Annotated in this window: 14 protein-coding genes and 1 tRNA gene; 1 reads left to right on the top strand and 14 read right to left on the bottom strand. The window is 49.6% G+C overall.

The window, feature by feature from the left end; genetic code table 11:
• Positions 1-12: 12 nt before the first annotated feature.
• From nuoK to tpiA, 14 genes are all read right to left on the bottom strand, one after another.
• Complete coding sequence (gene nuoK, locus R6242_RS09430) at positions 13-318, bottom strand: NADH-quinone oxidoreductase subunit NuoK (protein WP_099398500.1); 306 nt, start codon at positions 316-318, stop codon at positions 13-15.
• 14 nt (positions 319-332) lie between these two features.
• The gene (locus tag R6242_RS09425; protein ID WP_318426198.1) at positions 333-968 is read right to left on the bottom strand and encodes an NADH-quinone oxidoreductase subunit J; all 636 of its coding nucleotides are present in this window, start codon (positions 966-968) and stop codon (positions 333-335) included.
• A gap of 9 nt (positions 969-977) precedes the next feature.
• Complete coding sequence (gene nuoI / locus R6242_RS09420) at positions 978-1,466, bottom strand: NADH-quinone oxidoreductase subunit NuoI (protein WP_046352280.1); 489 nt, start codon at positions 1,464-1,466, stop codon at positions 978-980.
• A gap of 12 nt (positions 1,467-1,478) precedes the next feature.
• The gene (nuoH, locus tag R6242_RS09415; protein WP_318426197.1) at positions 1,479-2,525 is read right to left on the bottom strand and encodes an NADH-quinone oxidoreductase subunit NuoH; all 1,047 of its coding nucleotides are present in this window, start codon (positions 2,523-2,525) and stop codon (positions 1,479-1,481) included.
• 12 nt (positions 2,526-2,537) lie between these two features.
• Entirely contained in the window at positions 2,538-4,835 is a 2,298-nt protein-coding gene (nuoG, locus tag R6242_RS09410) for an NADH-quinone oxidoreductase subunit NuoG (RefSeq protein ID WP_318426196.1), read from the bottom strand.
• Between the two features lie 22 nt (positions 4,836-4,857).
• Positions 4,858-6,147: an NADH-quinone oxidoreductase subunit NuoF gene (gene nuoF / locus R6242_RS09405; RefSeq protein WP_318426195.1), complete on the bottom strand. Its 1,290-nt coding sequence runs from the start codon at positions 6,145-6,147 to the stop codon at positions 4,858-4,860.
• The gene (gene nuoE, locus R6242_RS09400; protein ID WP_318426194.1) at positions 6,147-6,620 is read right to left on the bottom strand and encodes an NADH-quinone oxidoreductase subunit NuoE; all 474 of its coding nucleotides are present in this window, start codon (positions 6,618-6,620) and stop codon (positions 6,147-6,149) included. The genes nuoF and nuoE overlap by 1 nt, the downstream gene beginning before the upstream one ends.
• Positions 6,620-7,876 (bottom strand): NADH-quinone oxidoreductase subunit D, encoded by a 1,257-nt coding sequence (locus R6242_RS09395; protein ID WP_318426193.1) that lies wholly within the window; start codon positions 7,874-7,876, stop codon positions 6,620-6,622. Before R6242_RS09395 ends, nuoE begins: the two co-directional genes overlap by 1 nt.
• Complete coding sequence (locus R6242_RS09390; protein WP_318426224.1) at positions 7,866-8,450, bottom strand: NADH-quinone oxidoreductase subunit C; 585 nt, start codon at positions 8,448-8,450, stop codon at positions 7,866-7,868. The genes R6242_RS09395 and R6242_RS09390 overlap by 11 nt, the downstream gene beginning before the upstream one ends.
• 28 nt (positions 8,451-8,478) lie before the next feature.
• A complete protein-coding gene (locus tag R6242_RS09385) occupies positions 8,479-8,991 on the bottom strand; it encodes a NuoB/complex I 20 kDa subunit family protein (protein WP_293936876.1) in 513 nt (170 codons plus the stop codon).
• A gap of 4 nt (positions 8,992-8,995) precedes the next feature.
• A complete protein-coding gene (locus R6242_RS09380) occupies positions 8,996-9,364 on the bottom strand; it encodes an NADH-quinone oxidoreductase subunit A (RefSeq protein WP_293936879.1) in 369 nt (122 codons plus the stop codon).
• Positions 9,365-9,438: 74 nt separating this feature from the next.
• Positions 9,439-9,523: transfer RNA gene (locus tag R6242_RS09375), tRNA-Leu, on the bottom strand.
• Between the two features lie 34 nt (positions 9,524-9,557).
• The gene (gene secG, locus R6242_RS09370) at positions 9,558-9,878 is read right to left on the bottom strand and encodes a preprotein translocase subunit SecG (RefSeq protein WP_293936881.1); all 321 of its coding nucleotides are present in this window, start codon (positions 9,876-9,878) and stop codon (positions 9,558-9,560) included.
• Between the two features lie 53 nt (positions 9,879-9,931).
• Entirely contained in the window at positions 9,932-10,642 is a 711-nt protein-coding gene (gene tpiA, locus R6242_RS09365; protein WP_318426192.1) for a triose-phosphate isomerase, read from the bottom strand.
• A 223-nt stretch (positions 10,643-10,865) separates the two neighbouring features.
• On the opposite strand from tpiA, the gene pstS reads away from it, so the two are divergent.
• Positions 10,866-11,906 (top strand): phosphate ABC transporter substrate-binding protein PstS, encoded by a 1,041-nt coding sequence (pstS, locus tag R6242_RS09360; protein WP_293936885.1) that lies wholly within the window; start codon positions 10,866-10,868, stop codon positions 11,904-11,906.
• Positions 11,907-11,986 lie beyond the last annotated feature (80 nt).

The following is an 11,986-nucleotide window of genomic DNA, read 5'->3' as shown; positions in this document are numbered from 1 at the left end:
AATCCAGTCCCCTTAACCCTTCAGGCTGTCGAGATCTTCGACGTTGATCGATCGTAGATTGCGGAATAACACAATCAGGATCGCCAGCCCGATTGCAGCTTCAGCCGCGGCCACCGTCAAGATAAAGAACACGAAAATCTGCCCTGCTGAATCGCCCAAAAACTGCGAGAAAGCAATGAAATTCATATTCACCGCAAGCAACATCAACTCAATCGCCATTAACAGCACGATGAGGTTTTTGCGGTTCATAAAGATACCGAAAATACTGATGGCAAATAAACAAGCCGCCAGTACAAGATAATGCGTCAACTCAAGCATGAAATATCTTCCCCTTAGGCTGCTGGTTTATCGTCGCTGGCAGGAACTTCTGCCAGCTCTTTCACTGTTGTGGCCATCTTCACGATGCGCAGACGATCACTCGCTTTGACGCGAACCTGATCACCCGGATTGATATATTTGCTGCTTTTACGCTTACGTAGCGTCAGCGCAATAGCGGCAATCATCCCCACCAACAAAATAAACGAAGCCAGTTGGAAAGGCAGGAAATACTGGGTGTAAATCAAACGGCCCAGTTCATGCACATTGCTGTAACCCGCTGGATGATCAATGATAGCAGCGCCATTCAGCTGGCTTGCGCCATGCGTAATCACGAGTACCATTTCCAGCAGCATAGTTCCGGCTACCAAACCTGCAATCGGGGCGAACTTCCAGAAGCCTTTACGCAGCTCCTCAAAGTTGATATCCAGCATCATCACCACAAACAGGAACAGCACCATAACGGCGCCCACATAAATCAGCACCAAGGATACAGCGAGGAACTCGGCCTTCATTAGCATCCACAGCATGGCTGCGGTAAAGAAAGACAAAATCAACAGCAGTGCGGCTTGTACTGGGTTTTTAGTAGTCACAACGCCAAGTGCAGAAATCAAGAGCACTAAGGCGAAGAAACAAAATAGAGCTTGTGTCATGTCCACCCCTTAACGGTACTTAGCGTCTTGCGCTTTGCGTTCTGCAATTTCGCTCTCGTACTTATCACCCACCGCCAGCAACATCGGCTTGGTGTAGTAGAGATCGCCCCGTTTTTCGCCGTGATATTCAAGAATATGCGTTTCCACGATGGCATCCACCGGGCACGCTTCTTCACAAAAACCACAGAAAATGCACTTGGTTAGATCAATGTCATAACGTGTGGTGCGGCGTGTGCCGTCCTCACGTTTATCTGACTCAATCACAATCGCTTGTGCTGGGCAAACTGCCTCACAAAGCTTACAGGCGATGCAACGCTCTTCGCCATTGGCGTAGCGACGTTGCGCATGCAGGCCGCGAAAACGCGGGCTGTACGGTGTTTTTTCTTCCGGGAACTGCACTGTGATCTTGGTCTGGAACATATGGCGGCCGGTAAGCATCAAGCCTTTTACCAGTTCCACGAGCAAGAACGTTTTAAAGAAATAAGCAATCTTTTCCATTGTCGGTCCTGTTTATTTCCAGAGAGACAGCGGCGTTTGCATCCAAGCGCCCACTACCACAATCCAAATCAAGGTCACTGGAATAAAAATCTTCCAACCCAAACGCATCAGCTGATCGTAACGATAGCGAGGGAAAGTAGCGCGGAACCACAAGAAGCAGAACAGCATAAAGGCTACTTTTAATACCCACCACAGTACCGACGGTGCGCCCAACATGCCCCAGCTTGCAGGGAACGGGCTTAACCAACCGCCAAGGAACATGATCGATGTCATGGCTGAAATCAGAATCATATTGGCGTATTCGGCCAAGAAGAACAGTGCAAAGCTCATGCCCGAATATTCGACCATATGACCCGCAACAATTTCTGATTCGCCTTCGGTCACATCAAACGGTGCGCGGTTGGTTTCAGCCACACCAGAAATAAAGTAGATCACGAACAAAGGCAGCAGCGGAATCAAGTTCCACGACAGAATAGAACCACCTGCCATACCTTGGCCCTGCTGATTAACGATTTCGGTCATATTTAAGCTGCCCGAAACCATCATCACGCCGACCAAGGCAAAGCCCATTGCCAACTCATAAGAAATCACCTGAGCCGCAGCGCGCATTGCACCAAGGAAGGCATATTTAGAGTTAGATGCCCAGCCCGCCAAAATTACGCCGTAAACGCCCATCGAAGTAATGGCCATCACGTAGAGCAAGCCGACATTCACATCGGATAAAACATAGCCAGGATAAAACGGCACCACGGCCCAAGCCGCCAGCGCCGGCACCAGAACCATAATCGGCGCTAAAAAGAACAGACCGGTGCTAGCAGCAGATGGAGAAATAATTTCTTTCAGCAGCAGCTTTACACCGTCGGCAATCGGTTGCAGCAAACCAAACGGACCAACCCGATTCGGGCCGATACGAATCTGCATATAACCGATGACTTTACGCTCGGCCAATGTCAGGTAAGCCACCGCGCCCATCAAAGGCGCAACGATGCAAACAATCTTGATGAGGGTCCAGAGGACAAACGCGATCTCTGCGCCAAACCACCCTTGTAACATTTCCATATTGGGCGCCCTTTAAGCTTTAGAAACCGACAGGCTGCTATACATGCCAGCCAGCTCTCGCGTCGCGGAATGGCTAGCTACCACACGAATCACATCGTCTACGAGGCCGTTATCCAGCTCAGCAAACAAGGAAACAGTTGCACCGCCCTGCTCAACTTTTGCTAGATCATTCACAGCCAAGCCCAATGTAGCGAGTGTTGCCGCATTTGCTTTCAGAGCAGGTGCTGCGGTGCTTGCTTGTAGGCTTTGCGCACGGCGAACCAAGCTATCTGTCTGATACATAGGCACTTCGCCTAAGCGAACTAGGCCACTAGCAGCGCGAGCCTTAACGGTAACGGCAGCAGCCGGTGCGTTGTTGAGGCGAGCGGCTGTATCGCCAGCAAGGGCTTCATCACGAATCTGTTCTGACGATTCGTAATCAAAGCCATTAAAGCCAAGCACATTGCCTAAGACGCGGAATACTTTCCATGCCGGACGCGTCTCGCCAAGAGGACGCACCACACCGTTAAAGCTTTGTGGCTTGCCTTCCATATTCACAAACGTGCCCGATGTTTCGGAGAACGGTGAGATCGGCAGAATCACATCAGCAAAATCCAGTGCGCAGCTATTAAAGGCCGACATCACCACAACCATTTCGGCGGACTTCACTGCCGCCAGCGCTTCTTGGCCGTTGTGTGTATCAAACTCGGTTTCAGCGTTTAACAGCACATAGGCTTTTTTCGGCGTAGCAAAGACATTGCCGCCAACCGTTGCACCGATCAGTTGAGCACCCACGGTATTAGCCGCTTCGCTCATCACACCTAGTGTTGCGCCAGCTAGCTCGGCCAATACAGCAGCTGCAGCATACAGCTCTGCAGCCCGTGGATTATGCGTTGCGATATTGCCTAGCAATACGGCTGATTTACCGGTTAGCGTTGCAGCAATCGCGCGCGCTGCGTCGGTGACTTCAACGCCCGTTAAATCGATATGCGCAGGAGCAGTCTTGCTGCTATCCGCTTCAAGCACGGCCTTAACCACGGCCAGTACGCCTTCAACCAACTGATCCGGGCGAACGACAGCTTGCGCGGCAACTTTAGTCAGCAAATCATCACTATGCACATTCACTAAAGAAAGCTTCATGCCTTTCTTTACGGATTGACGCAAGCGTTGTGCCAGCAGAGGCTGCTCTTGGCGTAATGAAGAGCCGATAACCAAGACTGCTTCAGCTACAGCCAAATCAGCAATCGATTGGCCCAACCAAGTAGCACCGGTAGTGTTCAGGCTGAAGTCGCTATTACGTAAGCGTGTTTCAACATTGTTTACGCCTAAACCTGCCATCAATTTACGTAGGGTAAACAGCTCTTCAACCGTGCTATTGGGCGTTGCCACTGCGGCAACCGCCTCAGCGCCATGATCTGCCACCACTTGTTTTAGGCCATTTGCCACGTATTCAAGCGCTGTTTGCCAGTCTGTAACTTGCCAAACACCACCTTGCTTAATCATTGGCTTTTGCAGACGCTCGCTGCTATTGAGCGCTTCGTAAGAGAAACGATCACGATCCGCAAGCCAGCATTCATTAATAGCTTCGTTTTCCAGCGGCAATACACGCATTACTTTGTTGTTTTTCACCTGCACTACGAGGTTTGAACCCAAACCATCGTGTGGGCTGACTGATTTACGGCGCGATAATTCCCATGTACGGGCGGAGTAGCGGAACGGCTTGCTCGTCAACGCGCCAACTGGGCAAAGATCAATCACATTACCGGAAATTTCTGACTTAACCGCCTTGCCAACAAAGGACATGACCTCGGTAAATTCACCGCGACCGGCCATACCCAGCTCTTGGAAACCGGCGATTTCTTCGGTAAAGCGAACACAGCGGCTGCAATGGATGCAACGCGTCATATCAGTAGAAATCAGCGGGCCTAGGTCTTTATTAACCACAACACGCTTTTCTTCTGTGTAACGCGAGCCAGACTGACCATAGCCAACCGCCAGATCTTGCAGCTGACATTCGCCGCCCTGATCGCAAATCGGGCAATCCAGTGGGTGATTAATCAGTAAGAATTCCATCACCCCCTGCTGCGCCTTCACGGCCTGATCAGAGTGGGTCCAGACTTTCATCCCGTCAGTGACGGGGGTGGCACAGGCAGGTAGAGGCTTAGGCGCTTTCTCAACCTGAACAAGGCACATACGGCAGTTTGCGGCGATAGACAGCTTTTTGTGATAGCAGAAATGCGGGATATGCACGCCAACCGAATTGGCTGCGTCCATTACCGTGCTACCACCTGGCACTGTCAGTTTCTTACCGTCGATTTCAATTTCCAGCATGCTCTACTCAATGGCTATTGAATCAAACCCAAGCCTGCAAAGCAGTCTTGTGTTCGATAAGGTATTCGAATTCGCTACGGAAGTGTTTTAGCATTCCGCGCACCGGGAAAACAGCTGCGTCGCCGAGGGCACAAATGGTTCGCCCTGCGATGTTATTACCGACACTGTCCAAGAGTTCCAAGTCTTCCGGAACGCCATGGCCCTGTGCGATACGATGAACAATCCGATACAACCAACCGGTGCCTTCACGACACGGTGTACATTGGCCACACGATTCTTCGAAGTAGAAGTAAGACAAACGCTCTAGCGCCTGCACCATACTCACTGTTTCGTCCATCACGATCACCGCGCCCGAACCCAGCATCGATCCCGCTTTCGCGATCGAATCGTAGTCCATTGTGCATTGCATCATGATGTCAGCAGGTAAGACTGGCGAGGATGATCCACCAGGAATCACCGCCTTAAGTTTTTTGCCATCTTTCATGCCACCGCACAGCTCAAGCAGCTCCGAAAACGGCATGCCCAGCGGTACTTCGTAGTTTCCAGGGCGATTTACATGGCCAGAAACCGAAAATAACTTGGTGCCACCGTTATTAGGTTTACCTAGCTCAAGGAATTTCTGCCCGCCTTCGCGGATAATATAAGGTACGGAGGCAAACGTCTCAGTATTATTAATTGTAGTTGGCTTGCCGTAGAGACCGTAGCTGGCTGGGAATGGCGGCTTAAAGCGTGGCTGACCTTTTTTGCCTTCTAAGGATTCCAGCAGAGCCGTTTCTTCACCACAGATATAAGCGCCGTAGCCATGATGGGCGTGCAACTCAAAGCTAAATTCTGAACCCAGAATTTTGTCGCCCAAGAAACCCGCTTTGCGTGCTTCTTCCAGTGCTTCTTCAAAGCGCTCATAAGCTTCAAACACTTCACCGTGGATATAGTTGTAACCCACGGTAATGCCCATCGCGTAAGCACCAATAATCATGCCTTCGATCAGCGCATGTGGATTAGACACAATAATGTCTAAATCCTTAAAAGTGCCTGGCTCGCCCTCGTCGGTATTACATACGAGGTATTTTTGCCCTGGAAAGCTGCGCGGCATAAATGACCATTTCAAGCCAGTCGGAAAGCCCGCACCACCACGACCACGTAGGCCAGATGTTTTCATTTGCGCAATGATTTCGTCTTGAGTGATATTTTCACTCAGGATTTTTTTCAGAGCAGCATAGCCACCACGCTTAACGTATTCGTCAAGCTTCCAGCAATTTGGATCTTCAAAGTTGACGTCTTCAAATACAACGCCGGATACGTAGACGGTCATTATTCGAGCTCCGCCAGTTTTTTGTCGATCGCCTCAGGCGTCATATGGCTGCACATGGAATGGTTGTTTACCAGCATCACTGGCGCATAACCACAGGCTCCCATGCACTCCCCTTCTTTCAGCGTAAATTTACCGTCAGGCGTGGTTTCATTAAAACCAATGCCCAATTTTTGCTTAATGTAATGCGCCGCAGTATAGCCGCCCGATAAAGCACAGGGCAGATTGGTACATACGGTGATCTTGTGCTGACCAACAGGCTTTAGATCGTACATATTGTAGAAAGTGGCCACTTCCAACGCCATCATCGGGGCAATGCCCAGGTAATTGGCGATGAATTCGATCATTTCATTGCTTAAGTAGCGATGCTCAGTTTGAGCAATACGCAGAGCACCCATAACCGCAGAGCGCTTTTGCTCCGCTGGGTACTTTGCTACTTCACGATCGATCAACGCTAGGGATTGAGTAGTTAACATCAGCGGTCAATCTCCCCGAATACAACGTCTTGAGTTCCAATGATAGCCACCACGTCGGACAACATATGGCCACGCGCCATTTCATCCAACGACGCCAAGTGCGCAAAGCCCGGGGCGCGAATTTTCATGCGGTAAGGCTTATTGGCCCCATCGGATACCATATAGATACCAAACTCACCCTTAGGATGCTCAATAGCAGCGTAAGCTTCGCCCTCTGGAACATGCATCCCTTCGGTAAATAATTTGAAGTGGTGAATTAGCTCTTCCATATTGGCTTTCATGCCGCCACGTGAAGGCGATGCCACTTTATGATTATCTACAATCACTGGGCCCGGATTAGCTTTCAGCCATGCCACGCACTGCTTGATAATGCGGTTGGACTGGCGCATTTCTTCAACGCGAACCAGATAGCGATCATAGCAATCACCATTAGTGCCCACGGGAATATCAAAGTCCATTGCACCGTAAACTTCATACGGCTGTTTCTTACGTAAATCCCACTCAATACCTGAGCCACGCAGCATAGGGCCAGTCAGCCCCAGCGCCAGAGCGCGTTCAGGCGTGATAATGCCAATGCCAACGGTACGTTGCTTCCAGATACGGTTATCTGTCAGCAGGGTTTCGTATTCGTCAACATAGGTTGGGAAGCGCTGGGTGAAATCTTCGATAAAATCGAGCAAAGAGCCTTCACGGTTGCCATTTAATTTTTTGATCGCAGCGGCATTGCGTACCTTAGAAGCTTGGTACTGCGGCATTTGATCTGGCAAATCGCGGTAAACGCCACCCGGACGATAATAGGCCGCGTGCATACGTGCACCTGACACGGCTTCATAGCAGTCCATCAGGTCTTCACGTTCACGGAAAGCGTACAAGAAGATGGTCATCGCGCCACAGTCAATGCCGTGCGCGCCAATCCACATTAAGTGATTCAGGATACGGGTGATTTCATCAAACATCACACGGATATACTGAGCACGCAGTGGCACTTCAATGCCCGTCATTTTTTCAATCGCCATGCAATAAGCATGCTCATTGCACATCATCGACACATAGTCGAGACGGTCCATATAAGGCAGCGATTGAATATAGGTTTTTGATTCTGCTAATTTTTCAGTACCACGGTGCAAAAGCCCGATATGCGGGTCTGCCCGTTCAACCACTTCACCATCAAGCTCTAGCACGAGGCGAAGCACACCGTGTGCTGCGGGGTGTTGTGGTCCGAAGTTAAGCGTGTAGTTGCGGATTTCAGCAGCCACCGTAGTTCTCCTCGCGGATGATACGCGGCGTTGTTTCACGCGGATCAATAGTGACAGGCTGGTAGATAACGCGGCCTTGTTCTGGGTCGTAACGCATTTCTACGTAACCTGAAAGCGGGAAATCCTTACGGAAAGGATGACCAACAAAACCATAATCGGTCAGAATGCGGCGTAAATCTGGATGGCCTTGAAACATAATCCCGAACAAATCAAACGCTTCGCGCTCAAACCAATTCAGGCCAGGCCACACAGTCACGACCGATGGCACAACCGGGAAGTCATCATCAGTACAGAACACGCGTACACGTAAGCGTACATTGTGTTTATACGACAAGAAGTGGTAAACCGCAGCAAAGCGATGGCCTTCCCATACAGCGTCTTTGTAAGCGCTGTAATCAACACCACAAACATCCAGACAGGATTCAAAGTGCAAAGCGGCATCATCACGCAGCATTAACGCCACAGCGGGCCACGCAGCAACCGGCACTTCAATGGTAACTTCGTCTAAAGCACAAACCATTTTGGAGAGGTTTATACCCCCCACCTCACCTAGAACGGCCTTCAGGCTGTCCATTAGGATAGAAAGTTTACGATCCACTGTCTTACCCTCGCTCACTTGCTACAACACCTGATCGTGCGATGGTGTTTGTACGCTTAATCTTATTCTGTAGCTGAATAATGCCGTAAAGCAAAGCTTCAGCTGTCGGAGGACAGCCCGGCACGTAGATATCAACCGGCACAATCCGATCACAACCGCGTACCACAGAATAGGAATAATGGTAGTAACCACCACCGTTGGCACAGGATCCCATCGAGATCACCCAGCGTGGCTCTGGCATCTGATCGTAAACTTTACGCAAGGCTGGTGCCATTTTGTTGCACAGCGTACCGGCAACGATCATCAGATCAGACTGACGTGGACTTGGGCGAAAAACGATACCGAAACGATCCAAGTCATAGCGCGCAGCGCCAGCATGCATCATTTCTACCGCACAACAGGCCAAACCAAAGGTCATAGGCCATAGGGAACCCGTGCGGGTCCAGTTGATAACGGTATCTAGCGATGTGGTTACAAAGCCCTTGTCTGCTGACGGCAAACTTGTTTGAGCATTCATTTTATTACTCCCATTCCAGTGCGCCTTTCTTCCACTCAAAGACAAAGCCCACAACCAATACGGTCAGGAAGATCATCATTGTAAGGAAGCCGAACATGCCGAGCTCTTTGAGCACAACAGCCCATGGCACAAGGAAGGCCACTTCGAGATCGAACAAAATAAACAGGATTGCAACGAGGTAGTAGCGCACATCAAACTGCATGCGCGCGTCTTCGAAAGCTTCGAAGCCACACTCGTAAGGCGAGCGTTTTTCAGGATCAGGCCGATTGGTCCCGAGAATCTTGCCCACCCCCCAGCCAAGAACCAGAGGGGCGACGCCCACCAAGAGTCCTACAGCCAGAAACATCAGGATGGGGAAATAGTTAGCGAGCATGGCACTCCCCAGATTTGCGGTTAAGGATATTTTTATATGTTGTATTCGCCCACATTGCGCGGACGTTTTGAATCTGGTGCCGACAGAGAGACTCGAACTCTCACAACCGAAGTCACTACCCCCTCAAGATAGCGTGTCTACCAATTTCACCATGTCGGCATTAAAAACAGATTAATCTTCCTAAATTAACGGCTTACTCAGGAATTTTACTTGGCTGTGCAGGCTGCTGTACTGCAGGCTTTTGCGTACCCATCACACCCAGATCAGACTTCTTAGCTGGGCTTACAAGTAAGACCAGAGCAAGACAGCTAGCAAAGAACAGCGTAGCCGTCACCGCAGTAGTCCGGCTTAAAAAATTAGCCGAACCTGACGATCCAAACAAACTGCCCGCAGAACCACTGCCAAATGCAGCGCCCATATCAGCACCTTTACCGTGCTGCATTAGCACCAAAACAATGGTAGCAATCGCTGAAACCACGTTAAGAATAAGCACGAGTGATTTAATAAGTTCCATTTATTTCTCAATTCTATGCGGCGCGCATTCTAGCAGGGTTTTCGATTCCTTGACTAGCGCGCAGCCATGCAGATTTCTAAAAACTCGGAAGCCGAAAGGGCCGCTCCGCCAACAAGTACACCATCTACCCCGTCTACTGCCAGAACCTCTTCAGCATTACTGCCTTTTACACTACCGCCGTACAACACTCGGGTGCGGGGCTCTAAAGTTTCTTTGATAAACGCGTGCATTTCTGCGATTTGCGCTGATGTGGCTATCACGCCGGTACCTACTGCCCATGATGGCTCGTAAGCAACCGCATAAAGCCCTATCGGCAAACCGCGTAAAACGGCTAATTCTGCTGCAATAATTTCTTTATGCCTGCCACTTGCGCGCTCATCTGCATCTTCTCCAACACAATACACGGGGAAAAGCCCTGCATCTAAACATGCACGCAGCTTACGCGCGGCATTTTCACTACTCTCGCCAAAATAACGACGACGTTCTGAGTGCCCCACAATAACCAGCTCGCAACCAATGTCTGCCAACATAGATGCAGAAACTGCGCCTGTGTAAGCCCCAACATGATACTCGCTGACGTCCTGAGCTCCAACCTGAACCTGACTATCTTTTAGTAAACTCTTAGCAAGCATGACATAAGGATAAGGGATACATACCGCCACGTTAGAGCCAAGCTTAGCGCGGGCCAACTCAGGCAATACCGAACGAACCTTACCGATGCTGCCATGCATCTTCCAGTTACCAATTACTAGCTGTCTTGTCATACGACGTGAAGCACCCACTTCAAAAGCTGCAGATTGTATTCCCACCCCTACCCCCAGTCAAACCGAGGCGTGCTTGATTCCATAAAGAACACGCGTCAATTTATTGATTTTCAAGAGAAGCTCACCCAAACTGAGTGACTTGTAATATTTCAGCAACAATCAGCAGCTAGCATAGCGAAATATCATTTCAATCCAAACGCTTTAGCCCTCGGAGTTATCTGTAATGGCACTTGTTCGCAAACTGATTGTTACCATCGGCCTTACTGCCGGCCTGTTCACACATGCTATCGCGGCAGACATTACTGGTGCAGGTGCGACCTTCCCGTACCCGCTCTACGCTAAGTGGGCTGAAATGTACAAAGCCAAAACCGGCACTGGCCTGAATTATCAATCGATTGGTTCTGGTGGCGGTATTAAGCAAATTCAAGCTAAAACGGTTGATTTTGGCGCGTCCGACATGCCACTCAAGCCAGAAGAGTTAAACAAACAAGGCCTGATGCAATTCCCTACCGTGATCGGTGGTGTAGTGCCGGTGGTAAATATTCCTGGTATTAAGCCAGGCCAGTTGAAAATGACTCCGCAAGTACTGACTGACATTTTCCTTGGCAAAATCAAGAAATGGAATGACCCAGCCATCGTTGCGATCAATGCTGGTGTTAGCTTGCCAGACCAAAACATTACTGTTGTTCGTCGTTCAGACGGCTCAGGCACTACCTTCGTATTTGCTGATTACCTATCAAAAGTATCCGCAGAATGGAAAGAAAAAGTAGGTGCAAACACCTCCTTGCAATGGCCTGTTGGTGTAGGTGGCAAGGGTAACGAAGGCGTTTCCAACTATGTACAACGTATTAAAGGTGCAATTGGTTACGTTGAGTTTGCTTACGCAAAACAAAACAAACTGGCTCACACCGCACTACAAAACCGTGACGGCGTTTTTGTTGAGCCTTCCGAAGAAGCCTTTATTGCCGCAGCAGCTGGCGCAGATTGGAAAAATGCCCCAGGCATGTATCTGCTGACTACAAACTCAGCGGGTAAAACATCATGGCCAATTGCTAACCCAACATTTATTTTGATGCACAAAAAGCAAGACAAGCCAGCACAAGCACTTGAAGTATTAAAATTCTTTGATTGGGCTTATGGCAATGATGCAGATAAAGTTGCGCTTGATTTAGATTACATTCCTATGCCAGATAGCGTAGTGAATATGATTAAAGCCAACTGGAAAGCGCAAATGACAGATGGCGCAAATCCAATCTGGAAGTAATTAGTCATTACAGTGGCGGCAGTACCGCTATACGTCTAAACACACAACAGGAGCCATAAAGCTCCTGTTGTGTTGTTATG

The organism is Iodobacter sp. CM08 (assembly GCF_033446605.1).
Taxonomy (GTDB): Bacteria; Pseudomonadota; Gammaproteobacteria; order Burkholderiales; family Chitinibacteraceae; genus Iodobacter.
Note: the sequence above shows the minus strand (reverse complement) of the source record. Positions and strands in the feature narration are given on the sequence as shown.

What these genes read in the sequence shown, in the direction of transcription:
- nuoK (WP_099398500.1), bottom strand. Translation starts at nt 318, where the DNA reads ATGCTTGAGTTGACGCATTATCTTGTACTGGCGGCTTGTTTATTTGCC.
- R6242_RS09425 (WP_318426198.1), bottom strand. Translation starts at nt 968, where the DNA reads ATGACACAAGCTCTATTTTGTTTCTTCGCCTTAGTGCTCTTGATTTCT.
- nuoI (WP_046352280.1), bottom strand. Translation starts at nt 1,466, where the DNA reads ATGGAAAAGATTGCTTATTTCTTTAAAACGTTCTTGCTCGTGGAACTG.
- nuoH (WP_318426197.1), bottom strand. Translation starts at nt 2,525, where the DNA reads ATGGAAATGTTACAAGGGTGGTTTGGCGCAGAGATCGCGTTTGTCCTC.
- nuoG (WP_318426196.1), bottom strand. Translation starts at nt 4,835, where the DNA reads ATGCTGGAAATTGAAATCGACGGTAAGAAACTGACAGTGCCAGGTGGT.
- nuoF (WP_318426195.1), bottom strand. Translation starts at nt 6,147, where the DNA reads ATGACCGTCTACGTATCCGGCGTTGTATTTGAAGACGTCAACTTTGAA.
- nuoE (WP_318426194.1), bottom strand. Translation starts at nt 6,620, where the DNA reads ATGTTAACTACTCAATCCCTAGCGTTGATCGATCGTGAAGTAGCAAAG.
- R6242_RS09390 (WP_318426224.1), bottom strand. Translation starts at nt 8,450, where the DNA reads ATGGACAGCCTGAAGGCCGTTCTAGGTGAGGTGGGGGGTATAAACCTC.
- R6242_RS09385 (WP_293936876.1), bottom strand. Translation starts at nt 8,991, where the DNA reads ATGAATGCTCAAACAAGTTTGCCGTCAGCAGACAAGGGCTTTGTAACC.
- R6242_RS09380 (WP_293936879.1), bottom strand. Translation starts at nt 9,364, where the DNA reads ATGCTCGCTAACTATTTCCCCATCCTGATGTTTCTGGCTGTAGGACTC.
- secG (WP_293936881.1), bottom strand. Translation starts at nt 9,878, where the DNA reads ATGGAACTTATTAAATCACTCGTGCTTATTCTTAACGTGGTTTCAGCG.
- tpiA (WP_318426192.1), bottom strand. Translation starts at nt 10,642, where the DNA reads ATGACAAGACAGCTAGTAATTGGTAACTGGAAGATGCATGGCAGCATC.
- pstS (WP_293936885.1), top strand. Translation starts at nt 10,866, where the DNA reads ATGGCACTTGTTCGCAAACTGATTGTTACCATCGGCCTTACTGCCGGC.